Here is a 23,922-nt window from a genome sequence, read left to right as displayed (position 1 = left end):
AGTCCGTCATAAAACAGTATAAGAAAACTATATTGTTTATGGGCTACTATCAAGTAAAATGTCTAAAACAGGTGTATCGTTTGCTATGAGCGATACGCTTGTTTTTTGCTTTTTCTGTCCTAATAAGTTAGGAAGAGTTAAATGAATTTACTGATTGGAGGGCAAATATTATACTAAAAAGAGAACAGAATTTGCGGCTTCATAGCCGCTGTTCTCTGTATATGGAAGACTTAATTAGTCGCGCCCCTTTTATAAAACATGGCGGCATTAGGAGGAATGTTGCCATGTTTTATTATGCTTATTTGTATCCATGCAAAGGCTGCAAATTAAGGACAGCGGCCTAATGTGAGCCAGCCGACAACAAATCAAGCTATCACTTTAGGCCACTAAATCATAGCGGCTTCGGTTATCCTGTTCATTTTGTTTTATTACTTTTGATTCAAAAAGGCTTGACTTTGCTGGTCTGGTTAGCGGAGAGATTCGAAATGCTCATAAATAACAGGTAAGCATATAATTTGGTTCCCTTCTTGACAAGTGATCGTTTGTTCACTATAATGATAAGTGAACAAACGATCACCATATTTATTGATGGAGGTTATTATGCCAAAAAACGAAACACGGGATACAAAGGAAGTTATTTTGACAGTTGCACTAAAATTGTTTTCTGAAAGAGGTTATGATGGAATTGGTATCCGTGACATAGCAAAAGAAATCGGAATACGGGAGAGCGCCCTTTACAAACATTATAGCGGAAAACAAGACATTTTTGACTCAATTCTCAAAGACATTGAGCGTCGTTATCAAGAGGAAGTTTCTACTTTTATTCCCTCTGAAAACAGGGCCAATATTCTTTCAGGAGAAAATGATGTAAGAGAGGAATTATTCCGTATCAGCATTACAATGTTTCAGTTCTATCTTAAAACAGAGTATGGCTCGCAACTGCGTAGAATGTTGACAATGGAACAGTATAGAAATTCGGAGACAAGCAAGTTTTTTAGGGAATTGATAATAGACAAGGGCTTAGATTATATATCAGGCGTGTTCACTAATTTAATAAATGATGGGGTTTATGTTGATGCTGATCCAATGGTAATGGCCTTGCAGTTTTATTCACCTTTGTATTTGCTGTTATCAAAATACGACAATCAGCCCGAAAAATATGAAGAAGCTTTATCTTTTTTAGAAAGACATATTACGATATTCAATAAAATCTATTTAAGGAGTGATAAACAATGAAAGAAATTGGAATATTAGCAGCAGAGTGGTTTATAACCAGCCTGATTGTTTATGCAGGACTATCTGGCAAGCAACTATTATTCATTAATGGGCCGAGGTCGGCTGTTATTACTTTGGGCGTAATCGGATTTGCAATGTGCATGATTATGCCAACAATCGGCAAATTTATCAGCAATGTACCTGCTCACCCGCTCACCATTTTGGGGTACATCTTTGGGACAATCGCATTACTTACAACAGCAACACAACTATTCAAATGGAAAATCCCCATCCTTTATGACTCCAAAATTGCGCTTTTTGTAGTTGCTGGCTGCATTGTCATAAAGTCGATTATTGGTAGGCTTGCACCATTGGTAGTTAAATAGATAGCTGAAAAGAGGGCGTTCTATGAATGTTGAAGTGCGTTATTATTCAAAATCAGGTAATACAAAGAAAATTGCAAATGCTATTGCGAAACAAGTAGGGATATCCGCAAAGTCAATCCATGAGCCGCTACAAGGCGAAGTCGATATATTATTTTTAGGAACAGGCATATATGCTTTTGATATTGACCCGGAACTGAAAGAATATATCTCGACCCTAAATCCAACGAGTATCAAAATGGTTGTAGTATTTAGCACCGCAGCCATAGTTAAATCGGCCTATGAAAAGACAAAAAAATATCTTCAAGCGCAAGGGCTTAATGTGTCAGAAAAAGAATATCATTGCCCCGGACATTATATGATTTTGCGTACAGGCCGTCCCAATTCTGATGATATAAAAAAAGCCGAGCAGTTTGCAAAATCAATAATTAACAGTTTATGAAACGATTAGTTTGGAGCGATATCTATTAACTTCGGGCCAACTTGGCCCGAAGTCCAGTTCCGCTGTCGTTCTCCGCCCTTCCCATTTCGATTCACGAACCCTAAAAATCGAAATGGAGGAACGCTTTATGGCTAAAATCAATCTGCGGGCACGACAAGACCATTTTGTTTGCTCCATTTTGAGAAAAAAGGGTGAGGAAGCTTGCCCCACGCATTTTATCTGTGCTGTTGTTCTGGAAGAAATGGTGCTCCGGCATTTGCAGTATGTCACCAGCTTTGTAACGGCGCATGAGGATATATTCCGGGACAAAATAAACGCCAAACATACAGCTGACCGCAAAAAGCAAACCGCCCTACAGTACAAACAGATTGCACAAGCTGAACCGCGTATACTGAATTATCCAAGCTATTTAAGCGGATGTATGAGGATAATGTAAACGGAAAATTAAATGATATTCGTTTTGGAGAATTGTCAACGATTACGAAACGGAACAGGCCGACTTGGAAAGCAAGCTGGAACAGTGGCAAGGCGAGTTGGACGAACAGGAACAGCGTACCGAGGATGTGGAACGGTTTATTCGCAAGTGCAAACAGTACACAGACTTAACGGGGCTTACACCAACTATCCTGAATGATTTAGTAGGGATTCTGCCGGAACTGAATAACCCGATACATGAAGAAATGGCATAGCTTTTACGCTACGCCATACTTCGTTCAAATACTGTTTTACTAAGGACGGCCAAACGAGAGGTTTTATAATTTTCATCATGTGATTTTTCCTTCCGTGCCACGTGCCATACTAATTAACATACTAAAAACCCCCTACCTGAATTGTCAAAACAACTCATGATAAGCGGTCTAAAACTACATAAAAATGAGTTTATGGATGGAACTGGAACCTGCGCAATTTTTACTTCACAGCGCGGTTAATGGAGCATAGGGGGATCGAACCCCTGACCTCTGCCATGCGAAGGCAACGCTCTCCCAGCTGAGCTAATGCCCCATAAATGATCACGACAACGATTATACTGCCAGGGAAATGATTGGTCAACCCTATTTATAAAAAATTTTGATATAAGGGGATCACTTATTTTGAAAACTTTTATTTTAACACCTATTCTTGATTTTAAAAAGATTATGTCAAAAAATAAACGAAATTTTAAAATATTACCAAATTGAAAATCTTATGTCAATAAAATGTTTAAATTTTTTAATAAAATATTTATTTTTCACGTCACATTTCCTGACATTAGAGTTATAATTGTCTATGAAATTTTTTTTAATTCAAAATAAGGAGACGTTGGTTGTGAGTATTTTTAAAACGAAGCCAATTGCCAACTTGGTGGCCGAAACAAAGGGAAAGCAGGGATTGAAGAAAACATTAGGCGCCAGAGATCTGACTCTGCTCGGCATTGGGTGCATTATCGGCACCGGCATTTTTGTCTTGACCGGTGTTGCTGCTGCCGACCTGAGCGGTCCCGCACTTGTTCTTTCATTTGTTTTTGCTGGACTCGCTTGTTGCTTTGCCGCACTCTGTTATGCGGAATTTGCATCGATGATTCCGGTCGCAGGCAGCGCGTATACGTATGGTTATGCGGGTTTGGGGGAAATTTGGGGCTGGATTATCGGCTGGGATTTAATTCTTGAATACGCTGTTGGTATTGCGACTGTCGCCATCGGCTGGTCGGGTTATGTTGTCAATTTACTGAATAATATAGGCATTCATTTACCGAAAGCGATTATCACTTCGCCGTTTGAGGGCGGTGTCATTAACATACCGGCGATGGTTGTCATTGCCTTGATTGCTTGGCTGCTGATAAGCGGTGTACAAAATACATCAGGTGTGAATAGTGTTATTGTCATTATAAAAGTGGCTGTCGTTTTGCTATTTATTGTGCTGGCTGTATGGCATGTCAAACCGGAAAATTGGACACCGTTCATGCCTTACGGCTTTAATGGTGTGATTTCCGGTGCGGCTGTCGTGTTCTTCTCGTACATTGGTTTTGATGCGGTGTCGACTGCCGCTGAAGAGACACGTGATCCTCAGAAAAACATGCCTAAAGGAATTATTTACTCGCTTTTGATTTGTACGGCACTCTATATCGCTGTATCTGCCATTCTAACCGGAATCGTTAAATATACGGCTTATAAGACTGCGGCCGGCCACAATGCTCCGGTTGCATACGCTCTTGATTTAATCGGTATTCATTGGGGAGCAGCACTCATTTCTGTTGGCGCGATTTGCGGTATTACTTCCGTATGTCTGGTTCTAATGTATGGCCAATCTCGAATTTTCTTTGCGATGGCAAGAGACGGTCTTATTCCCAAAGTTCTTGGCGGGGTAAGTAAAAAGCATCAGACGCCCGCAGTATCAACGACCATTGTTGCCACAGTCTGCGCCCTGACTGCCGGTTTTTTCCCGATCAGCATCGTGTCGGAACTGGTGAGCATCGGTACGTTAATCGCTTTTATTATTGTCTGCGCTGGAACGATTGTTCTTCGTTATAAACGCAAGGATCTGAAACGTTCCTTTAAGGCTCCGTTTTTCCCGGTTACCCCTATTCTTGGTATTCTTTCCTGTGCTTATCTCATATCAGGATTGCAGCCGGCAACATGGATCCGATTTGTCGTTTGGTTTGTGCTCGGGCTGATTGTTTATTTTGCTTACAGCTATCACCACAGCACGCTTCGAAATGGCGAACCTGCGGAATCGAGTAAAAGCGTGTAAACTTGCAGTGAGACTTTTAATCAATCATGATTTTTTCCAATCTCCGTACATGTTTTAATGTGTGCGGGGATTTTTTTCACTTCTTTTAATAAGATGAGGTGGTAATAAAAAATGCGTGATCCTGTCAAAAATTTTTGTAAAATGATCGGTTATTTGTATTTTTTGCTAATGTGTAATGAGATATTGTAAAGACTACATAATATCGAGTTAAACGGTTGTTTGAAAGGTGGGAAGACGAATGAGCAGGGAAAAACTGTACACGCGCCTGTTCCAAGCAGCTTATTTTATAATAGGTGCGGCGATCGTCGGGCTTCTCTTTTATTTTTTCGTCCTTCTGCTCGGCAATCATTATACAGATGATGAAAAATTGGTGATGAGCAGGACATCGGTAGTGGTTGACGAGCAAGGACATGAACTTTCGCGGCTTTATGCAGAAAATCGCGATCCCGTTGCATTAAAAAAGGTTCCGAAACAAGTGCAGAATGCGTTTATTGTGACGGAAGATCTGCGTTTTTATAAGCATTCAGGTATTGACCTTCGCGGCATCATGCGCGCATTGGTGACAGATATTATGGCAGGGGATAAAGCAGAAGGGGCAAGTACGATTACGCAGCAGCTGGCAAGAAATGCTTACCTTTCTAATGAAAAGACATGGTTTCGAAAATTCAAAGAGGCGGCAATTGCGGTCAGTCTTGAACGAAAATACAGCAAGAAACAAATCTTGGAAATGTACTTAAATCAAGTTTATTTTGGTCACGGAATTTACGGCATTCAAATGGCGTCCGAATTTTTCTTTAACAAGGATGTCGGCCAGTTGACTGAAGAAGAAGCCGCACTTCTCGCAGCACTGCCAAAGGGACCGAACGGCTATTCACCAATTCTGCATCCGAAGAAAGCATTGCTACGGCGTAATCTGGTCCTCTCTTTACTTGAGAAAAACGGTTATTTAACTGCGGAACAATCGGTGCGGCTGAAAGGCAAAACCCTGGGACTTAATGTGCATAAGATTCAAACGCATCCTGAATTTGATTCATATATGGATCTGGTTAAAGAAGAGGCAGCAAAAAAATATCACATTGGAGTCGATGACTTGATCCGCGGCGGTTATAAAATAGTCGTACCGATGAGTCGGGAGGCACAATCCTCCTCCTATAATGCATTTAAGAACAACATTTATTTTCAAGGCAGCAACCCAAATCAAACGCCGCAGGGCTCCTTCATCCTGATGAATAAAAACGGTGGCGTACTTGCGGTACAGGGCGGTCGAAATTATGTTCGCGGCAGCTACAACCGAGTCAATGTCAAGCGACAGCCGGGATCGGCCTTTAAGCCCTTGGCAGTCTATGGACCCGCACTGGATTCGGGCAAGTATCAGCCCTACTCAATGCTTCAAGATAAGAAAGTTGCTTATGGCAAGTATCAGCCGACAAATTACAGCGGCCGCTATAGTGGTGAAATGACGATGTATGACGCCATTACCGTTTCACAAAATGCGCCTGCGGTTTGGCTTCTCAACCAAATCGGCATTTCAAAAAGCAAGTCTTATTTGTCGAAGATGGGAATCAACCTTTCGGATAACGGTTTGGCAATCGCGCTCGGCGGCTTGTCCAAAGGCGTTTCGCCTCTGCAAATGGCTTCTGCATATACAGCTTTTGATAATGGAGGCAGCCAATCCGAGCCCTATTTTATTCAGGCAATTTACGATCATCAGGGGAAAAAAATAGGTGGGGCAAAACCGACAACCAAGAAAATTTTCTCAGAACAAACGGCTTGGTATATGACTCGCATGCTTCAATCGGTTATGAAAAACGGGACAGGCCGGGCGGGGTACAGCCAGGCCGAGATTGCCGGAAAAACAGGATCAACGGCGTACACGAAAAACGGATTGCGTGATCTATGGTTTGTCGGCTATACGCCCGACGTGGTGGGGGCTGTCTGGATTGGATATGACAAGACGATTAAGGATCAATATCTGACCGGTTCAAGTAATGACGCGGTCAGATTGTATCAATCGGTGATCAACAGCATGCCTAAGGAACGCAAACTGGCCTTTGAAAAGCCTGAAAATGTGACGGACTTGGATCATCCCATACGTTTGACAGCAGTGACTCAGTTAAGCGCGAAAGGTGTTCTTGGCAAGTACGCGCTTCCTGCCCTCCAGCTTAGCTGGAACGGAAGCTCCGATAAACGAATGATTTATCGTATTTATGTTGAAGTGGATGGAAAGAAGACATTAAAAGGGGAAGTTAAAGGGAAAAACACATATCGAATTGACTTTGTCAATCCAATGAGCAAAGAGAATTACTATGTTGTTCCTTATAATTCACAGACAGGAAAAACAGGAACGGCATCTCCTTCGGTTGAACTTAACTGGTTCTCCAAGATTTGACAAGAGTTGTAAAAGAACACAAATAAAAACGGTATGGAGAAAATAAATTCTCTTTTGCCGTTTTTTTATCTATTTAAACGTTTTGATTTCGAATGAATTCAAAGATACAAAAGCTTAATCTGACTCCGATACGTTGCGGATTTCTCGTCATTTATCATCAAAAGATATAAAATAGAGCATGTGTAAATAATGTGTTCGTCGAAGTATCAATGTCTGTGATTTATTGATTTCAGATCAGTAAAAGATAATGAAGGGTTCTGTATACAAATGAGTAGAAAAAAGATTGGTTTGCTCGTAATGGCTTATGGCACACCGTATCAAAAAGAAGATATCATTCCTTATTACACAGCGATTCGGCACGGGAGAAAACCGAGTGACGAGCAAATAGAAAACCTTGCTCGTCGCTATGGAGCCATTGGAGGGACCTCCCCATTAGCGAGATTAACGCGCGAGCAAGCCGACGCACTTGCTGAACGATTAAACGCAATGCAAACGAACAATGAATTTCACACATATCTTGGTTTGAAATATATTCATCCGTTTATCGAAGATGCAGTGACTCAGATGCGCAGTGACGGCATTGATGAGGCTGTTTCTTTGGCTTTGGCACCGCATTATTCTCGCTTTAGTGTTCAGTCTTATATTGATCGTGCTCAAGCGAAGGCGGAGGAACTCGGCGGAATTACCATTACATCGATTAAGAGTTGGTTTCATGAACCTCAATTTATTCATTTTTGGAGGCAAGCTGTGCTTTCTGCTTTTAAAGAAATTTCGGAGAATGAACGTGATCAAACCGTTGTTCTCTTTACTGCACACAGCCTTCCGGAAAAAATACTCAAAAATGGCGATCCATACCCGCAACAAATAAAGGAGACAGCAAGAGCGATTGTGGATGCCGCAAAGATAAAGAACTATGCTCAGGCGTGGCAGAGCGCGGGAAAAACATCTGATCCGTGGCTTGGCCCGGATGTCCTCGATCAGATCCGCTTGCTCCACAAAAAAGAAGGCTATAAACATTTTATCTTCTGTCCGATCGGGTTTGTTGCCGAACATCTGGAGGTACTTTACGACAATGATCAAGAATGCCGTGCACTTGTTGAATCCCTTGGCGCAAGCTACCATCGTCCGCAGATGCCTGACACCGATCCGCTCTTTATCGAAGCGCTGGCATCGGCGGTATTGGCCGCCTGCCGTTCTCATGTGTCTCTGACAGCAAAAGGATGATTTCTTCTTGTCAGAGTCGTTCACTCGTGATAAAATGCTTATTGAAACAAAATGACTATTTTGGTCATTTGGTCATAATTTGAAAATGGTGATGACTATGGCTGTGGATCGAAAAGAAAAAGTTATTCGTGCGGCGGAAAAAACCTTTGCTTCGTTCGGATATAAAGCGACGACCATGGATCTGGTTGCCCGCTTGGCCGATGTCGGCAAGGGAACGATTTATACTTTTTTTACGAACAAAGAAGAATTGTTCTATGAGATTATGAATCAATTTATTCAACGAATTAAGAAAATCGCGACCAATGCCATTCATGATGAAGACAGTTTTTTTGTCAATCTTCATCGGGCGCTCTACTCAATGCTCGAATTGCGTAAAGAACATCAATTGACGATCAAGCTGACTCAGGAATTTCGGGAAGTTGGCACTGCCCAGGCGGAAAAAGCACTTGCCGACATTGAAGATGCGATTCTCGGATTTATGGAGGAGTTTATCAGCAAGGCGGCAGCCAAAGGGGAGCTTAAGGCATGCGACCCTAAAGTGACCGCATTTGTCATTCTTCGCCTTTATATTTCTCTGGTTTTTGATTGGGAAATGCATCACAGTCCGCTCTCCAGTCAGGAAATTGCCGACTTGTTTGAATTGTATTTAGTTCACGGTTTAAAAAAATAATGGTTTCGGCTGTTATTTTTTTGACAATAAATGACCAAATGACTGAATTAGTCAATGAGAAAAAGCAAAGATGGGAAACTGGGAATCTAGAATTAAAGAAGGTGGGTAGTTTATGAATGTGATTCACTTGATTGTCGCGGAACTGAAAGCAATTGCCGCTAAACCGCACAACATTGTTGTGATGCTGGCGGTCATGTGTGTTCCGCTCCTCTATGCAGGCATGTTCCTTTATGGATTCTGGGACGCATTTGGGAAGACGGGGAATCTTCCTGTAGCTGTGGTCAACCAAGATGACGGCGCAGTTATCTCAGGCAAGCATTTGAATGCCGGAGAGGATCTTGTAAAAAAACTGAAGAAGAATAACGACTTTGACTGGAAGTTTGTCAGTGCGAAGCAGGCGGAGAATGGATTTAAGAATAACCACTATTTCATGACGGTGCGCATTCCCGCTTCGTTTTCAAAGAATGCGACCACTCTGACGGATAATCAGCTTAAACCTGCGAATCTGCATTACCGAATTAATGCGGATTATAACTTTATCGCATCGCGCATGGCGGACGCTGGTGTAAAACAGTTGAAAACGCGTGTATCAAACGAAATTACAAAAACCTACGCCAAATCCATGTATACGCAACTCGACAAGTTGACAGATGGACTGGATGACGCGGCGAAGGGATCGAATAAGCTCGCCAAGGGAAGCAAAAAAGAAGTCAATGGATTGAAAACGCTGAAGAACGGCTTTAAGTCTCTTATGAATGGGACTGATCAACTGCAAAGCGGTGCCGACAAACTTGCGGATGGGGCTTCAGCGTTGAGCGATGGTGCCGCCCAGCTTGCAACAGGTACTTCGAAAGTCAATAACGGTGCCAAACAACTGGCTTCTGGTAACTCGCAATTGAGCAACGGCGCTGGGAAACTTGCAAGCGGTGCTTCAGAGCTCAGCAACGGCTCCGGCCGTCTTCACGATGGCGCCAACACGCTAAGCGGCGGCGCAAAAAGTTTGAGCAACGGTGCCAATACACTTAATCAGGGAATCAATCAGTATACAGGCGCTGTAGGCAACCAACTGCTTCCTGGAGCGTCTGGTCTGTCTGGTGGATTGAATCAACTGAACAGTGGCATACAGAATCAGAACCTTGTCCGTCAAGTGAATCAGCTGAATACAGGAATGCAAAAATTTGCTTCATCGATCAGTGAACTGCAACAAAAACTCAGTTCATCAATTGATCCGGAGGCAATTGGACAAAGTGCGAGTAAGACAATTGATGCCAAACAAATTGGAGAACAAGCCGTTCAAAACGCAGAAAACAATGGACTCAAACAGAAAACAGTTGAATCAGCAGACAATATTGCGAAAAGCGTAACACAAGGAATTACTCAATCAATGGCAACGCAGCAAGCCAAAGATCAGTTAGCAAATCAATTAAAAAATGATCCGGCTCTTACTCAAATAATTAAGCAAATTATTGGAAAATCAGGAGGTTCTATATCTGCTGACGATCTATCTAAGTTGATTGATGCAACTGCACAATCGACAGCTTCAACACTTTCTGGTCAAATTAACAGCAATACTGACTCGCTGGCGAGTCAAATCAATCCTTCTTTGCTTGATGGAACAAAACAAACGATCAGCACAACGGCGGCACAAACGGCTCAACAAGTGGCTCCGAACGTTGCGAACCAGACCGCTTCCCAAATAAAAAGCGGTATCGTATCCGGGTTAAATCAAAAAGATCCATCAACCGGATTGACGCTGAACGGAGCGGCTCAGCAATTAGCCAAGGGTACTTCTCAATTGGCAGGGAAGAATGGAATTCCATTGATTGCGTCGAGCATTAATCAACTCTCAAATGGTGCCGGTCAATTGTCCAATGGTTTAAATAAATTAAATGAAAATTCAACTGCATTAAACGGCGGAGCTTCTTCTCTGGCTAATGGAGCATCAACACTTTCCGGCGGCGCTGCTGATTTGGCGAATGGTGCTTCAACTTTAAATGGCGGAGCGTCCTCTCTAGCCAGTGGCGCATCAACACTCTCCAGTGGAGCTTCTACTTTAGCCAACGGAGCGTCAACGCTTGCTAACGGCACACATTCACTTGCCAATGGCGCAAACACGCTTAGCAATGGTGCAAATACGTTGAGCAGCGGTACGAATAAACTGGCAACAGCCTTAAAGAGTGCCGGATTAGGTCAGCAGAAGCTGTTCAATGGAATCAATCAGCTTTCAAATGGAGCGCAGCAAATTTATTCCGGCAATACGAAGCTTGGCACAAATCTTGCTGATGCGCACGGGGAGCTTGCGAAGACGCCGACAAATAATGCTCATGCGACGAAGTTCGCGGAACCGGTGACGTCGATTGACAGCTCGAATCAGTCGGTTGATACGTTCGGTTCCGGGTTTGCACCGTACTTTATTTCTCTTGGCCTGTATGTTGGGGCGTTGCTTCTGACAATTATTTACGATCTCGGCAAGCCGGCCGGACTGGCAACCTCCGGGTGGAATATTGCACTCAGTAAGTTCTTCATCACGTTGCTTATGTCGATCGGTCAAGCGCTGCTCATTGATGTTGTCGTCTTGAAAGGACTTGGGCTGCAGGTCGATCATCCATTGGCTTTCATTGGTTTCAGTATACTTACGAGTATGAGTTACATGGCCCTTATTCAATGGCTTGCTGGTTCGTTCAACAATGAGGGACGCTTTGTCGCCATCGTGATTCTAATTTTCCAGCTTGTAACAAGCGGAGGCGCGTATGCGATTGAACTGATACCGAAATGGCTGCAGTCTGTGTCGCATATCTTGCCGATGACCTACAGTGTCAATGGCTTCCGCAATATCATTGACGGAAATCAGCATCAAATGCTGGTTCAGAATACATCCGTCCTATGGCTTTTTGTTGCCATTGGTTTGATTTTAAGTATAGTGACGTTCTCGATTAAATTTCATGTGACGCATAAAAGAATAAAAGCAAATAATTATGAAGGAACACCAATTGAATAACTGAAACAAAAATGCCTTCAGGATTACGTCCTGAAGGCATTTTTTTAATCATAGATTTTCCGTACGACCGATATAAGCGATTTTAAACACACCGTTTTCAAAGAAAAGTTTTGTTACGCTTGTATTTTCAATAGAAGAAACATGTATTTTCTCATCGGACAACATATAAATAAGACAACTGATATAAAGACCATGGCTGACTACTAGGAATGTCTCTTCTTCACTGTGCGCCAGCACACTGAGGAAGGCGCGTATTCGCTCTTTCACATCGTCATAGCTTTCGGCCAGCCCGGTTGTATCCATTTTTTTCAGTGTTTCTAGCAAATTGATTTTTAGTTCGTCCGGTGAGTCGCCGTTTAGTGCCGAATTTCCCGATATCTTACCGACCGCTTTCCACACCATATCATTCTGGTCGCCTTCGAACTCGCCGAAGCTCACTTCACGCAGATTTTTTGTTTCGGTCGGTACAAGATCGGCATTTAACGAGTGATCGAGGATGAGTCTGGATGTCCGTCTTGTCCTCCCAAGGTCGCTTGTATAAACAGCATCAAAAGAAATGCCCTGTGACTTAAAGAGTTCACCGAGATCAGCAGCCTTTTGCTCGCCGATATCCGTCAGCGGTGTATCGGAAATGCCTGACATTTTTCTAAGCTGATTAAAGAGCGTCCGCCCATGTCTCACGAAATAAATGGTTTTCATTCATATCCTCCCATTATTGATCCTTTCGAAGCTTTTTAATCATTCTATTAAAATCAATCTATTTTAGATTACCTGATTCACTCATTCTTGTAAAGTAACGCGCAGGAACTTGTATCTGCTTACATGCTCTTGCTAGACGTGAATCACAAAGGGAATTAAGATGAAAAAAAAGAACCTAAAAAAGCTGAGAGAGGAGATTGAAAATGATCTACTTGAATAATCGCGATATGCTTGATCAAACGCTTAATTTCGCCCTTGAGGAATATGCGCTAAAGTATTTATCGATTGATGAAACCTATTTAATGTTCTATCGGATGGCTCCGACAGTCATCGTTGGACGCAATCAAAATACAGTGGAAGAAATTAATATGGATTATATTATAAAGAATGAGGTTACGGTAACCCGCCGTTTGTCCGGTGGAGGTGCCGTGTACAATGATCCGGGCAACTTAAGCTTCAGTTTTATCGCCAAGGACGATGGCGACAGTTTTAATAACTACAGGAAATTTACGGAACCTGTGATTCGTGCACTGCATCATATGGGTGTCGATGCGAAACTTGAGGGCCGTAATGATCTCACTGTTGACGGGAAAAAAATTTCGGGCAATGCTCAGTTCGTCACTCAAGGGCGGATTTTCAGCCATGGAACGCTACTGTTTGATGTTGATTTAGGCCATGTGTCACAGGCGCTGCGTCCGGATAAGGCGAAATATGAATCAAAAGGAATTAAGTCGGTGCGCAGCCGAGTGACCAATATTCGTGAGCATTTGGTAAAAGATATGGATATTCACCAATTTAAGGCACAGCTGCTCCACTATATTTTTGAAGGCGAAGACCACATACCTAAGTACCGGCTGACTGACAAGGACTGGACAAATATTATCAATATTGCCAAACGACGCTACCGCAATTGGGACTGGGTTTATGGGAAATCGCCTGAATTTAATCTGCGTAAAGCAAAACGCTTCCCAGGAGGGCGTGTGGACTTTCGCATGAATGTAAAAAAAGGCGTAATTGAACAAATCTCTGTTTTCGGCGACTTTTTCGGTGCTGGTGATGTCCGCGAATTTGAAAAATTATTGATTGGGGTAAAATATGATCGGCCTGTCCTTTCTGAAAAATTGGCGTCAATCGATTGTCATCATTATTTCGGAAAATTGGGAAAAGAAGAATTGCTCGCAGCTCTTTTCTAAATGTGTTCTAAACAAGCTTCGCCAGGACTAAATTGATAGTAGCCCGTCCCGATTAAAAGACGGATAATCGTGAGTATTGCAGAAGAGGAGGGTCCTTCTTGAAGAGAAAAAAAGTGATCGGATGGTTTATCGCTTTATATACCGTTTATCTTCTTGTGATGGCCGCTTATTTTTTTGTCTGGTCGAAGTCAGGTATACCGGCGGATATGAGGGGGACTGCGGCTGATCCCTCCTTGTTCATGAACAGGAGCCAGCTGGCGGAAAGCGGCAGCTTCAATGCTTGGCGGCATTTTCTTTCCTTTGCTTCCATACCGCTGGAGTGGGGTGTCTATCTGTTTGTCCTGATCGGCGGATTCTCATTGTGGCTGAGAAAGTGTTCGGAGCGTTTCTCCTCGTTATTTATTGTACAGATGTTCCTTTGTTACGTCGGGTTAGCAGTTATTTCCGCATTGGTTTTCCTGCCTGTAGAATTTGCCTCCTACCGGCTTTCGCTTCATTACGGGATTTCTGTTCAGCCGCTTTCAGACTGGCTGAAGGATCAAGGTATCAGTACCGCGATTGGAACATTGATCGGTTTTATCGCAATGAGTGCAGTCTTTTTCCTGATTCGCCGCTATCCGAAAAATTGGTGGTTTCCGGCATGGCTGCTTTCGATTCCCTTTATTTTATTTATCATGTATTTACAGCCCGTAGTTATTGATCCATTATATAATCATTTTCAGAGCCTTCAGGACGGCGAACTTAAGTCGGAAATTCTTCAAATGGCCTCGAAGGCAGGTATTCCGGCACATAATGTCTATGAGGTGGATATGTCGAATGAGACCAATGCAATGAATGCCTATGTTAATGGGATTGGCTCTCATCTGCGTATTGTGCTGTGGGATACGACGGTCCATCAGCTCAGTCATGCTGAAGTACTTTTTATCATGGCGCATGAGATGGGGCATTATGTCATGCATCACATTATTTGGGGAACAGCAGCGGCGCTGATCGGCTTGCTGATTACGCTGTGGATCGCTGCAAAGGTGCATTTATGGGCAAGCGTGCGCTGGGGGACGAAAATGAAAATTGTTCATCCTGGCGATCTTTCCGCATTGCCCATGCTGCTGTTGATTTTGTCGCTCCTGTCCTTTGCGGGCGATCCGGTTCAAAATATGGTCTCTCGTCATTTTGAACATCAAGCAGATGAATATGCGATTGAAATGACTCAGAATAAAAAAGCAGCTATTTCTTCCTTTCAGAAACTGTCTGTATCAAGTCTCAGTGAAATGAACCCTCCGGCACTGGTGAAATGGATTCAGTATGATCACCCAACCATGCTTGAGCGTATCATTTATTTAGAGCATGTAAAAATCAATAAGTAACCGTACGCTCGAATAAAAATTATAGAAAGCGCTTTTCTTTTGATTGAATGATGCTAAACTTAGTAACTGTTGAATGGTAACCTTTACATTGATTACTGCGTTTTCATCACAGCTATAGAATTGGAGAATTTATAATGAAAAATGAGAAAACGACAGTCGCAGTTTTATACGGTGGAAAGTCGACAGAACACGAAATTTCATTGCTTACGGCTTTCTCCGTAATTAATGCGATGGATCAAAAAAAATATCGAGTACTCCCTGTCTACATTAAACGAGATGGAAGATGGATTGTCGGTGAGGAAATCAAAGGGGAAATTGCGTACAAAAATCAATTACTTCTTAAGGATAATGATGCTGCGGAATCAACTGTAGAACATTGGCTCGCACCGTCGGCTCCTACAGGTGTGGCAGCCGGACGTCCGGATATTGTCTTTCCGTTGCTTCATGGACCAAATGGAGAGGATGGGACCGTCCAAGGTATGTTTGAACTGTTGAACATGGCCTATATCGGTTCCGGCGTTTCAGGATCAAGCGTCACTATGGATAAAGTGATGATGAAGGATGTACTCAGTGCTCACGATATTCCCGGTCCGAATTATGTATCTGTTACTCGATTTGATTGGGAGAATGATGCACCGAAAATGATACTTAAGGTGAAAAATTCAATCGGCTATCCATGCTTTACAAAGCCGGCGAACGGAGGATCAAGTGTTGGGATCAGCAAATGTGTAAGCGAGACCGAGCTTTCGGCAGCAATTACGGAGGCTTTCCTTTATGATGCGAAGGTTATTGTTGAGGAGGGAATTACCGGGCGCGAAGTCGAGATTGGCATCATCGGCAATCATGATTTGCTTGTTTCTGTTCCTGGTGAAATTATTACGAAGAATGCAGCATTCTATGACTATCATTCGAAATATCACGAAGGAAACAGCACATTAGTGATTCCCGCAGATTTGCCGGATAAAGTGAAGGCGGAGCTTGAAGAGATGGCGAAACGTGCATTTGCCGCATTGAATCTTTCAGGGCTGGCACGTGTCGACGCCTTTATTCGCGAAAAGGATCAGCGTGTGATTGTTAATGAAGTCAATACGATGCCCGGATTCACGCAATTCAGCATGTTTCCACTGCTTTGGCAGCACACAGGTCTCCCATACCATCAATTAATTGAAAAACTTGTTGACCTCGGGCTGGAAAAATATCAAGAAAAACAGCAAATTCATTATCAAATTGAAAAATAGCATGCCTTCTCCATGGTGAAAAAGCTCACCGGTGTTTTTGGCATCATAAACAATCAGTTGAGACTCGGTGCAGCTTCCCTATGGCAGGCGGAAGCAGGCGATGCGTGAGAATTCTGATGACTCAATGGTGAAGGGGGCTGTACGGCTTTCGATTGAATATCTGCCGTAGGTATCAAAAGCAGCGAATAAAAAAACTTGGCTGAACATACCAGCCAAGTTTTTGAGCTTCCTCATTTTATTGAAGAACAGTAATCGTTATGGTCCTGCGTCCAAAATTAAGTGCCTGATCACGAGATGCAAAATGGACATCAATCCGATTTCCCCTAATAGCGCCGCCTGTGTCTCCGGCGATATAGACACCATAACCCGGAATGATGACTCGTGATCCGAGAGGGATGATACTTGGATCAACAGCAATCACTTTAGCATTTGGATTGCTACTGAAATCAATTCCTGTAGCCGAATGTCCGCCAAGCGAGTAACTCGTTGCTTCAACAGTAATTGATTTACCTTTTGAGGCGGTCGCGGCCGGCTGCGAGTTTGACGGTTTATAAGAAGTAGTCGTCACTTGCGGCCTTTTCTCTGCACTTGCGTTTGCCCGTTCAGCAACAGCTTTTTTTGCGGCAGCTTTCTTCGCATCTTCTTTTGCTGCTTGCCGAGCGGCTTCTTCAGCTATTTTTTTTGCTTTTTCTTCCGCTGCCTTTCGCGCACGCTCTTTTGCATTCTTTTTTTCCTGAATTTTAATTTCAACAAGTTTTTTTTGATTTTGTTTGGATTCATCCGTGTTCCGGTAAATGGTGTAGAGAGCAGTTTTGGTGTCTGAACCGACAATACCGCTTTCTGAATCCTGACGGTCGGATTCTAGAGCATGAACGGCATCGTAGGTCTGCTCACCGAAAACACCGTCGACTTCTCCGCCATAATAGCCAAGTTGCCGCAATTCATTTTGCAGCTTCGCAACCTCCGGACCGGAATCGCCCTGCTGAAGCAAACTATTTCCGAAAATTATATTGATTTCCTGATTGTCTGATTGACTGCCCGAAGCGTTTGCTGCAAAACCAATGGCATGCGATTGCTCAGAATCATTACTTTTCATGATGTGATTATCATTTGTACTGTTCGTTTTGGCGAAAACAATGGTCGTTGGTGTGAGCACACCGAGACATACCGTTAAGCTCGTCATTGCCGTCAGCCTTTTAATGATATTCATTCAGTGAAAACCTCCTTAGGTGATCAAGCCATGGCCTGAATCCATGGCTAACATCCAAGGGTTATTCTAGACGTTGAATGTCTCAGGCGTGTTTTAGCCACATTACAGTTATGTAACATGAGAACGTGATTAATCATTTTGTCAATACATTTTTCGCTAATTTATTTATTATTTTTTAGTGAAAAAGGGAACGATGTCCTTGCATCAATTGGAAATAAAGAAGAATCTTGTCCAAATCAATGATTCATCGCAGACCTTGCGACAGAAACCTTGTATTTCTTTCGGAATAAGTGAACGCAAAAAAAGCTGAGAAGAGTTATGATGTATTAGAAGTAGGTAGTTTTAAATAAGAATGGCAACTTCTCTGATAGGTGCACGTCATGTCGAATATGTCCTGATCAGAGGTGTCATTCTTATTATCGATGGTCGTGAAATGGAGGAGAACGATGCAAGCAAAGAAATCTAGAGAATCATTATCGGTAACCTCAGTACATGTATTACCCAATGATACGAACAACCATGGGACGTTTTTCGGCGGGAAGCTTATGATGTATGTAGACAATATTGCTGCGATTGCGGCAACGCGTCATTCACGTAGCCTAGTCGTTACAGCTTCCATTGATTCGGTGGATTTTCTGCGGCCGATCTACACCGGTTCATCGGTCTGCTTAGAGGCACTCGTAACTTGGAGTCACAATACATCCATGGAAGTATTCGTCAAAATAATTGATGAAAATCTTAGAAGCGGCGCCCGTCAATTATGTACGACGTGTTTTTTGACCTTTGTAGCACTTGACGATCATGGAAAGCCGACTGCAGTTCCTAAAGTAATACCAGAGAGTGAAGAGGAGCAGCTCCTTTTTGAAAGTGCGGAAGGCCGTTATCTGAACCGAAAAAAGCGCAGGCAGCAAACGAAAAAATTTACCGCAGAGCTGACACTGAAGAGGCCTTGGGAATAACTGTCTTGTGTCCACACCAATTTGCGCCCTAAGCATAACATGTAGTGTTGAGTAAGGACACGTGCTCAATAATATATGTGAAGGGGCGAGTGACGATATGGGTGCACCAAGCGGTGGATATAGCGGCAGCTTTGCGTTAATCGTTGTTCTGTTCATTTTGTTGATCATTGTAGGTACAGCCTACGTTTATTAATGATTCGAAGTAAAAGAGCACATTGGAGAAACAGAATACCCGTGGAAACCAGTTCCACGGGTATTCTGTTTCTCTATAGTTATGCTGCGATACGTTTTTGTATAAATTTCTTTAGCCGCTGGCTGATCGGAATCATAATTAACGTGAGCATAGCACCCTTAAGTAGATTAAACGGCATGACTCCGTAAACAATCAGAGTGAGCAGGCTGTGTATGCTCCGGTTTGCGGATTGCGCCATGCCAACAGTCGCGTCGATGCTGAACCCGAGAAACAGCGCATATCCCGGAAAGATCAAATAATAGTTTAGAACGGACATAATTGCAGTCATGATCACGGTTGCCGACAGCATACCAAGCAGAAGTGACCCAAATGTTGATTTACGACGATAGAATGCCCATGTGACTAAAATGAAAAGTGATCCGGCAGTAAAATTGGCAAATTCACCAACCGGAACAACAGTAAGCGATCCGGTCAGCAAGACATGCAGAATATTTTTGAGCGCCTCAATAGCAATGCCTGCCCCTGGCCCAAGAATAAGTGCACCGATCAATGCGGGAAGATCACTGAAGTCCATGGTTAAAAATACCGGAAATAACGGGATTGGAAAAGCGATCAGCATAATCAGAAAACCAAGTGCGGACAGTAATGAAATCAGTACCAACTTTTTCAAAGATGTGTTCATGTAATTACCCCCATAAATGTAGTATTGGGGATCATGCGCAGTATTCTCAGAACAAATCCGGTTAGCGATAAAAACCGGACATCTTCAGGATTTTCCTGTTCTGGACGCATTAAAAAGCCCAAAGGAATATTCCTTTGGGCTCAACAAAATCGATGCGCAAAGCGCAACGAATACAATGCGAAAAACACGAAAACACTGTCGCATCATCCTTCTTTCATCCAGACTCTACTGTCGGTCCCGGTTTCTCACCGGATCTGCCTTTCGGCTCGCGGACTCTGACTTGTTGCCAATACCGCCGGTCGGGAATTACACCCTGCCCTGAAGGAACATTTTATTTAACTGCAAGTGTATTATACAATAATTTAATCGGTACAGCAATAGAATCGGCTTCATTTTTTATCCGGGTGCAAATCAGATGATCTCGAATTTTTCAAATAAAGTAATCAAGCACGAGTCCAAGAGACAAAAGGATACCGAATAAGGTTTGAAGCTGCGCCGTTGCCTTCATTGCCGGCATCATCTGAATGGCTTTCGTTTTCCTGCGAAACAGTTTGGTCGCTTGAATTGCCTTTGGAAGGCTGGCGAATACGAGTAGCATCCAGGCTGATTCAACTCCTAGGATCATTAATCCGAAGATCCAGATATAAGAAAAGGTGAATAGACCCGCAAGCAATGTAATTGCTCTGGGCCGGCCGAGCAAGATCGGCAGTGTTCGTCTGCCTTTCTGCTGATCCCCGGAAAGATCACGTATATTATTTGCCATATTAATACCGCCAACCAATATGCCGATCGGTATCGAGATCAGTACGCAATTCAAAGTCAACGTTTCCGTCTGGATAAAGAAGGAGATCCAAATGATGAATACGCCCATAAACAGACCGGAAATTAACTCGCCGAAAGGTGTATAAGCAATCGGATAAGGACCGCCGGAGTAAAGATAGCCCGTGAGAATGCACAATGAACCGGCCAAAGCAATCCACCAGCTGCTGTTTGCACAGATAAAAATGCCAATCAACATGGCAACGCCGCACAGCGTGAAAGCCAGTCGAAGGATGGTCTTCGGATGAAATCCGTCACGGACAATACTTCCGCCGATCCCGACTGATTCCTCGCTGTCCAGACCTCGTTTGTAATCAAAATACTCATTAAATAAATTGGTTGCAATCTGGATCAGCATCGAAGCGACCAGCATTGCAACAAACATAGCTAAATCTGGAGTCTTCACCGGAAGTACGAGTGCGGTTCCCAATGCAACCGGGACAAAAGAAGCAGATAATGTGTGCGGCCGAAGCATAGACCACCATTTTTTAAATCCGGTATTTCTTTCGGGTGCTAATTCCCCCATCGTTATCTCTCCCACTACAAGATCTTATGTGTTCCTGTTTTGAACTCATTCCTTAGTTTCATAGATTGAAAGGACGAGCTTTTCTAAAATTGTCACCAATTCGACACTATTTTCTTTTTCAGTTTATGGAATAAAGCGGTTGGTGTCAACACGATGGACCTGGAAAAAGGTTCAAAATTAAGGAATACACAAATACGCTGAAGATGGGTGAGTTAAGAAAGACAAAGAGGAAAATTTGCATGAAAAACTGAGGAAAATTTATATATTACGATTGTGCAGTTTGACTTGTTTCGGAAAGATTTGTGAATTGAGAACCATGTTTATTCAGCAAGCCTTTAAGGTTGTCACATTCAATGCCGGTCAGCGTAATGCCTCGTCCCATTTTTGTCTTATCGGGAGCCCAACTGCGAATATCATACTTTGCTTCTCGGGAATTCCAACTGACATAGTTGAATTCCTTTGTCCAACCGCTGTTTTCCGTAGCAAGAACGCCAAAGTGCTCGATGATGTTGAAGGTTACTTCTGAATTTGAATCTGCCATACGATGTCACCTCTACATTTTATTTTGAACAAATGTTCTGATAATAGTTTATAAGCAAACAAGTGTTCTGTCAATTGTTTTTGTCAGATAATCCTTTGTTGAAATGATGCTGTTCATCATTTGATCACATGTTTGGTATACTATAAGAATATTAACAAATCATCGGTGTAAAGGTAGGCTGATAGAAAAGAAAAGTTCTCGATGGGGGGAGATCTGTAAATGTTAAAGTATACATTAGCCTTCTTGAGGTATAAAGGGAAGGTACTGATGATTAATCGTCAAAAGGCACCTTGGCAAGGCGCATGGAATGGTGTTGGCGGGAAATTGGAACCGGGGGAGTCCCCAAAGGCCTGTGCCATACGTGAAGTGTGGGAGGAGACAGGTATAAAATTAGCCTCACCGATTTTTCGCGGAATTGTCACCTGGAATCTGGACACTGAGCCCGCGAAAGGAATGTATGTGTTCATTGCCAATGTGTCGCCTGATGAATTGAGCGATCTGCCGCGTGCAACCCGTGAAGGAATTCTTGCAATGAAAGAGGTCTCTTGGATTTTGGCGGAAAACAATTTCGGGACAGTCCCAACTGTCCGTCTTTTTATGAGACGCGTGTTTGATGTGGAAGGCTGCGATCCTGCAGACTACCACTGTACATTTAATGGAGACGTCATTGAAAAATACGAAATTCGACCGTTACCGGAGTCTGTCACGATTTAGGAAGCAGAAACAGGATCAGAAGCATAATACAGCCAAGAAGTCCTGCATAGTAAAGAATCCAGTAATCGGCGCCCATCATAACGGTCAGGACAGGCGCTAAAACAGAATAAATACCGGCGAGCAGAAGCATGATACTGATGGTCAGAATAAAACGATGCGGTTTTTTAATTCGATGCTGCATGCTGCGCGGCAATAATAATTTTTTTCTACAGAAAAAAAACAAAGATCCACAGACAATCAGTAGTATGCCCAGTACGGTCAAACGATTCATAGGACGACATCAACCTTTATTCGAGTTTCATTTACCACTGTTCATTATACATAATGAAAGTAACAATAGATGTTCAAATGTATTTTTTTTTAAGGAAAGCTGTGTTAGAAGATGTTGTTGTTTGTCACGATACAACGCGTTTGCTTAACATCGCCAAAATAAAAAGAGCTTCAGAATTAAATCAATTCCGAAGCTCTTTATTAGTGAGAATGAACAACCTGTTCATTTGGATCATCCGGAAGATCAGCTGTGCAGTTTGCGCATTTTGTTGCTTTGATTGGAATGGACGACAGACAGTACGGACATTTCTTTGTCGATGCTTCTTTTTTTGGTGTTACCTTATTCAGCATCTTAATCGCAAAGAAAATGACCGCTGCGACAATGAGAAAATTGATGACATTGTTAATAAAGAGTCCGTAATTAATAGTTGGAGCTCCAGCTTTCTGAGCCGCACTGAGGCTACTGTATGCATGGCCGGATAAATTAAGGTATAAATTGCTGAAATCAACCTTTCCAAGCAGCAAACCGATTGGCGGCATCACGATATCTTTAACAAGAGAACTGACAATTTGTCCGAAGGCGGCTCCAATGATTACGGCTACAGCAAGATCAATCACATTTCCTCTTGCTAAAAATTTTTTAAATTCATTTATTGTTTTCAAGGGTTCCCTCCTCTTTTATTTTTTCTTTGAAATTTATAATTATTACAAATAAAATCATAGCATTTCCGTCATTTTTTTTAAAGAAATCTTTCTGTTCCTTTTTAGAGTAAAACAGAATGAATCGGTGCATCCTATGGTTAGGAGGCTGATTCGGGTGAAGTATCGAAAATTTATTTATCTGCTCTGCGGGCTTGTCGCGTTGTCAATGATCGCTTATGAGCACTATCCCGAAATGAAAGCGAACGCTAAGGATATCCACGGCGGGAAGCTGATTGTTTCGTTAATCAATGCAAAAAATGAAGAAATGGGCACGGCAACATTAACCGAGACACCAAAAGGTGTTCGTATCGAACTGGAGGCGGATGGATTGACACCTGGTATTCATGCCATTCACTTTCATGAATACGGCAGCTGCACGCCTCCGGATTTCATGTCTGCCGGCAGCCACTTTAATCCTGAACATAAAAAGCATGGATTGAAAAATCCAAAAGGACCTCATGCAGGAGATATGATGAATATCTTTGCAGACAGTCATGGTCATGTAAAAACAGTACTGTTCAATTCGATGGTCACCTTGCAAGAGGGAAAACCAAATTCGTTAAGGGATGCAGACGGTTCCGCCCTAATTATTCATGAAAGAGGCGATGACCAGATGACAGATCCCTCTGGAAATTCAGGAGACCGGATACTATGCGGTGTTATTAAATAAAAAAAGATGAACCGGCGCACTGCTGCCCGGTTCATCTTTTTTTAGACTTTATTAATTGGGAGCCAGACAAGTGAGCTGCTGAACCGGACAATCG

Annotated in this window: 24 protein-coding genes, 1 tRNA gene and 1 riboswitch; of the genes, 17 read left to right on the top strand and 8 right to left on the bottom strand. The window is 42.8% G+C overall.

Going from position 1 to position 23,922, the window contains the following annotated elements; genetic code table 11:
• Positions 1-600 precede the first annotated feature (600 nt).
• From NIE88_RS13270 to NIE88_RS13250, 5 genes are all read left to right on the top strand, one after another.
• Positions 601-1,236: a TetR/AcrR family transcriptional regulator gene (locus NIE88_RS13270; RefSeq protein ID WP_253062767.1), complete on the top strand. Its 636-nt coding sequence runs from the start codon at positions 601-603 to the stop codon at positions 1,234-1,236.
• Entirely contained in the window at positions 1,233-1,601 is a 369-nt protein-coding gene (locus NIE88_RS13265; RefSeq protein ID WP_253062765.1) for a hypothetical protein, read from the top strand. Before NIE88_RS13270 ends, NIE88_RS13265 begins: the two co-directional genes overlap by 4 nt.
• Positions 1,602-1,623: 22 nt before the next feature.
• On the top strand, positions 1,624-2,040 hold the full coding sequence (locus NIE88_RS13260; protein WP_253062764.1) for a flavodoxin domain-containing protein: 417 nt from the start codon (positions 1,624-1,626) through the stop codon (positions 2,038-2,040).
• Between the two features lie 127 nt (positions 2,041-2,167).
• Entirely contained in the window at positions 2,168-2,476 is a 309-nt protein-coding gene (locus NIE88_RS13255; protein WP_253062763.1) for a hypothetical protein, read from the top strand.
• A 64-nt stretch (positions 2,477-2,540) separates the two neighbouring features.
• On the top strand, positions 2,541-2,729 hold the full coding sequence (locus tag NIE88_RS13250; protein ID WP_253062762.1) for a DUF4368 domain-containing protein: 189 nt from the start codon (positions 2,541-2,543) through the stop codon (positions 2,727-2,729).
• 240 nt (positions 2,730-2,969) lie between these two features.
• Here NIE88_RS13250 and NIE88_RS13245 read toward each other — a convergent pair.
• Positions 2,970-3,042: transfer RNA gene (locus NIE88_RS13245), tRNA-Ala, on the bottom strand.
• Positions 3,043-3,345: 303 nt separating this feature from the next.
• Here NIE88_RS13245 and NIE88_RS13240 point away from each other — a divergent pair.
• The 5 genes from NIE88_RS13240 to NIE88_RS13220 all read left to right on the top strand — a co-directional run bounded on the left by NIE88_RS13240 (position 3,346) and on the right by NIE88_RS13220 (position 12,048).
• A complete protein-coding gene (locus NIE88_RS13240) occupies positions 3,346-4,767 on the top strand; it encodes an amino acid permease (RefSeq protein WP_309247039.1) in 1,422 nt (473 codons plus the stop codon).
• Between the two features lie 238 nt (positions 4,768-5,005).
• Positions 5,006-7,156, top strand: a complete 2,151-nt coding sequence (locus tag NIE88_RS13235) for a transglycosylase domain-containing protein (RefSeq protein WP_253062761.1) — start codon at positions 5,006-5,008, stop codon at positions 7,154-7,156.
• 267 nt (positions 7,157-7,423) lie between these two features.
• Complete coding sequence (gene hemH / locus NIE88_RS13230) at positions 7,424-8,380, top strand: ferrochelatase (protein WP_253062760.1); 957 nt, start codon at positions 7,424-7,426, stop codon at positions 8,378-8,380.
• 97 nt (positions 8,381-8,477) lie between these two features.
• Positions 8,478-9,050, top strand: coding sequence for a TetR/AcrR family transcriptional regulator (locus tag NIE88_RS13225; RefSeq protein ID WP_253062759.1), 573 nt, complete (start codon positions 8,478-8,480; stop codon positions 9,048-9,050).
• A 112-nt stretch (positions 9,051-9,162) separates the two neighbouring features.
• Positions 9,163-12,048 (top strand): YhgE/Pip domain-containing protein, encoded by a 2,886-nt coding sequence (locus tag NIE88_RS13220; protein WP_253062757.1) that lies wholly within the window; start codon positions 9,163-9,165, stop codon positions 12,046-12,048.
• Between the two features lie 48 nt (positions 12,049-12,096).
• On the opposite strand, the gene NIE88_RS13215 is transcribed toward NIE88_RS13220, so the two are convergent.
• Positions 12,097-12,747, bottom strand: a complete 651-nt coding sequence (locus NIE88_RS13215) for a histidine phosphatase family protein (RefSeq protein ID WP_253062755.1) — start codon at positions 12,745-12,747, stop codon at positions 12,097-12,099.
• A 203-nt stretch (positions 12,748-12,950) separates the two neighbouring features.
• Between NIE88_RS13215 and lplA the strand changes: the two genes are divergently transcribed.
• From lplA to NIE88_RS13200, 3 genes are all read left to right on the top strand, one after another.
• Positions 12,951-13,940, top strand: a complete 990-nt coding sequence (gene lplA / locus NIE88_RS13210) for a lipoate--protein ligase (RefSeq protein ID WP_253062753.1) — start codon at positions 12,951-12,953, stop codon at positions 13,938-13,940.
• A 98-nt stretch (positions 13,941-14,038) separates the two neighbouring features.
• Complete coding sequence (locus NIE88_RS13205) at positions 14,039-15,304, top strand: M48 family metallopeptidase (protein ID WP_253062751.1); 1,266 nt, start codon at positions 14,039-14,041, stop codon at positions 15,302-15,304.
• Positions 15,305-15,438: 134 nt separating this feature from the next.
• A complete protein-coding gene (locus tag NIE88_RS13200; protein ID WP_253062749.1) occupies positions 15,439-16,542 on the top strand; it encodes a D-alanine--D-alanine ligase in 1,104 nt (367 codons plus the stop codon).
• A 235-nt stretch (positions 16,543-16,777) separates the two neighbouring features.
• Here NIE88_RS13200 and NIE88_RS13195 read toward each other — a convergent pair whose 3' ends face one another.
• Positions 16,778-17,752 carry a 3D domain-containing protein gene (locus tag NIE88_RS13195; protein WP_253062747.1) on the bottom strand — a complete coding sequence of 325 codons (975 nt, stop codon included), beginning with the start codon at positions 17,750-17,752 and terminating at the stop codon, positions 16,778-16,780.
• 446 nt (positions 17,753-18,198) lie between these two features.
• Here NIE88_RS13195 and NIE88_RS13190 point away from each other — a divergent pair, with 446 nt between their 5' ends.
• Entirely contained in the window at positions 18,199-18,711 is a 513-nt protein-coding gene (locus NIE88_RS13190) for an acyl-CoA thioesterase (protein WP_253062745.1), read from the top strand.
• 97 nt (positions 18,712-18,808) lie between these two features.
• Positions 18,809-18,904: a YjcZ family sporulation protein gene (locus NIE88_RS13185; RefSeq protein WP_093673370.1), complete on the top strand. Its 96-nt coding sequence runs from the start codon at positions 18,809-18,811 to the stop codon at positions 18,902-18,904.
• Between the two features lie 79 nt (positions 18,905-18,983).
• Here the strand turns inward: NIE88_RS13185 and NIE88_RS13180 are convergent, their stop codons facing one another.
• The 3 genes from NIE88_RS13180 to NIE88_RS13170 all read right to left on the bottom strand — a co-directional run bounded on the left by NIE88_RS13180 (position 18,984) and on the right by NIE88_RS13170 (position 21,472).
• Positions 18,984-19,586, bottom strand: a complete 603-nt coding sequence (locus NIE88_RS13180; protein WP_253062743.1) for an ECF transporter S component — start codon at positions 19,584-19,586, stop codon at positions 18,984-18,986.
• Between the two features lie 202 nt (positions 19,587-19,788).
• Positions 19,789-19,916, bottom strand: a riboswitch (FMN riboswitch).
• A gap of 100 nt (positions 19,917-20,016) precedes the next feature.
• On the bottom strand, positions 20,017-20,931 hold the full coding sequence (locus NIE88_RS13175) for a 1,4-dihydroxy-2-naphthoate polyprenyltransferase (RefSeq protein ID WP_253062741.1): 915 nt from the start codon (positions 20,929-20,931) through the stop codon (positions 20,017-20,019).
• A gap of 265 nt (positions 20,932-21,196) precedes the next feature.
• Positions 21,197-21,472: a YdbC family protein gene (locus NIE88_RS13170; RefSeq protein ID WP_253062739.1), complete on the bottom strand. Its 276-nt coding sequence runs from the start codon at positions 21,470-21,472 to the stop codon at positions 21,197-21,199.
• A 219-nt stretch (positions 21,473-21,691) separates the two neighbouring features.
• Here NIE88_RS13170 and NIE88_RS13165 point away from each other — a divergent pair, with 219 nt between their 5' ends.
• On the top strand, positions 21,692-22,186 hold the full coding sequence (locus tag NIE88_RS13165) for an NUDIX hydrolase (protein WP_253062737.1): 495 nt from the start codon (positions 21,692-21,694) through the stop codon (positions 22,184-22,186).
• On the opposite strand, the gene NIE88_RS13160 is transcribed toward NIE88_RS13165, so the two are convergent.
• Positions 22,176-22,457, bottom strand: a complete 282-nt coding sequence (locus tag NIE88_RS13160; RefSeq protein ID WP_253062735.1) for a hypothetical protein — start codon at positions 22,455-22,457, stop codon at positions 22,176-22,178. The genes NIE88_RS13165 and NIE88_RS13160 overlap by 11 nt on opposite strands.
• Positions 22,458-22,657: 200 nt before the next feature.
• On the bottom strand, positions 22,658-23,119 hold the full coding sequence (gene mscL, locus NIE88_RS13155) for a large conductance mechanosensitive channel protein MscL (RefSeq protein ID WP_253062733.1): 462 nt from the start codon (positions 23,117-23,119) through the stop codon (positions 22,658-22,660).
• A gap of 154 nt (positions 23,120-23,273) precedes the next feature.
• On the opposite strand from mscL, the gene NIE88_RS13150 reads away from it, so the two are divergent.
• Complete coding sequence (locus tag NIE88_RS13150) at positions 23,274-23,828, top strand: superoxide dismutase family protein (protein WP_253062731.1); 555 nt, start codon at positions 23,274-23,276, stop codon at positions 23,826-23,828.
• The last annotated feature ends 94 nt before the right edge of the window (positions 23,829-23,922 follow it).

Origin of the sequence: Sporolactobacillus shoreicorticis (assembly GCF_024125445.1) — a bacterium.
In the GTDB taxonomy this organism is placed as follows: Bacteria; Bacillota; Bacilli; order Bacillales; family Sporolactobacillaceae; genus Sporolactobacillus; species Sporolactobacillus shoreicorticis.
This window is presented reverse-complemented; position numbering and strand designations above follow the sequence as displayed.

Bases quoted from the DNA above. Each gene is read 5' to 3' on its own strand.
- hemH (WP_253062760.1), top strand. From the start codon at position 7,424: ATGAGTAGAAAAAAGATTGGTTTGCTCGTAATGGCTTATGGCACACCG.
- lplA (WP_253062753.1), top strand. From the start codon at position 12,951: ATGATCTACTTGAATAATCGCGATATGCTTGATCAAACGCTTAATTTC.
- NIE88_RS13215 (WP_253062755.1), bottom strand. From the start codon at position 12,747: ATGAAAACCATTTATTTCGTGAGACATGGGCGGACGCTCTTTAATCAG.
- NIE88_RS13235 (WP_253062761.1), top strand. From the start codon at position 5,006: ATGAGCAGGGAAAAACTGTACACGCGCCTGTTCCAAGCAGCTTATTTT.
- NIE88_RS13220 (WP_253062757.1), top strand. From the start codon at position 9,163: ATGAATGTGATTCACTTGATTGTCGCGGAACTGAAAGCAATTGCCGCT.
- NIE88_RS13175 (WP_253062741.1), bottom strand. From the start codon at position 20,931: ATGGGGGAATTAGCACCCGAAAGAAATACCGGATTTAAAAAATGGTGG.
- NIE88_RS13270 (WP_253062767.1), top strand. From the start codon at position 601: ATGCCAAAAAACGAAACACGGGATACAAAGGAAGTTATTTTGACAGTT.
- NIE88_RS13180 (WP_253062743.1), bottom strand. From the start codon at position 19,586: ATGAACACATCTTTGAAAAAGTTGGTACTGATTTCATTACTGTCCGCA.
- NIE88_RS13170 (WP_253062739.1), bottom strand. From the start codon at position 21,472: ATGGCAGATTCAAATTCAGAAGTAACCTTCAACATCATCGAGCACTTT.
- NIE88_RS13200 (WP_253062749.1), top strand. From the start codon at position 15,439: ATGAAAAATGAGAAAACGACAGTCGCAGTTTTATACGGTGGAAAGTCG.
- NIE88_RS13160 (WP_253062735.1), bottom strand. From the start codon at position 22,457: ATGAATCGTTTGACCGTACTGGGCATACTACTGATTGTCTGTGGATCT.
- NIE88_RS13260 (WP_253062764.1), top strand. From the start codon at position 1,624: ATGAATGTTGAAGTGCGTTATTATTCAAAATCAGGTAATACAAAGAAA.
- NIE88_RS13195 (WP_253062747.1), bottom strand. From the start codon at position 17,752: ATGAATATCATTAAAAGGCTGACGGCAATGACGAGCTTAACGGTATGT.
- NIE88_RS13185 (WP_093673370.1), top strand. From the start codon at position 18,809: ATGGGTGCACCAAGCGGTGGATATAGCGGCAGCTTTGCGTTAATCGTT.
- NIE88_RS13265 (WP_253062765.1), top strand. From the start codon at position 1,233: ATGAAAGAAATTGGAATATTAGCAGCAGAGTGGTTTATAACCAGCCTG.
- NIE88_RS13225 (WP_253062759.1), top strand. From the start codon at position 8,478: ATGGCTGTGGATCGAAAAGAAAAAGTTATTCGTGCGGCGGAAAAAACC.
- NIE88_RS13165 (WP_253062737.1), top strand. From the start codon at position 21,692: ATGTTAAAGTATACATTAGCCTTCTTGAGGTATAAAGGGAAGGTACTG.
- NIE88_RS13190 (WP_253062745.1), top strand. From the start codon at position 18,199: ATGCAAGCAAAGAAATCTAGAGAATCATTATCGGTAACCTCAGTACAT.
- NIE88_RS13255 (WP_253062763.1), top strand. From the start codon at position 2,168: ATGGCTAAAATCAATCTGCGGGCACGACAAGACCATTTTGTTTGCTCC.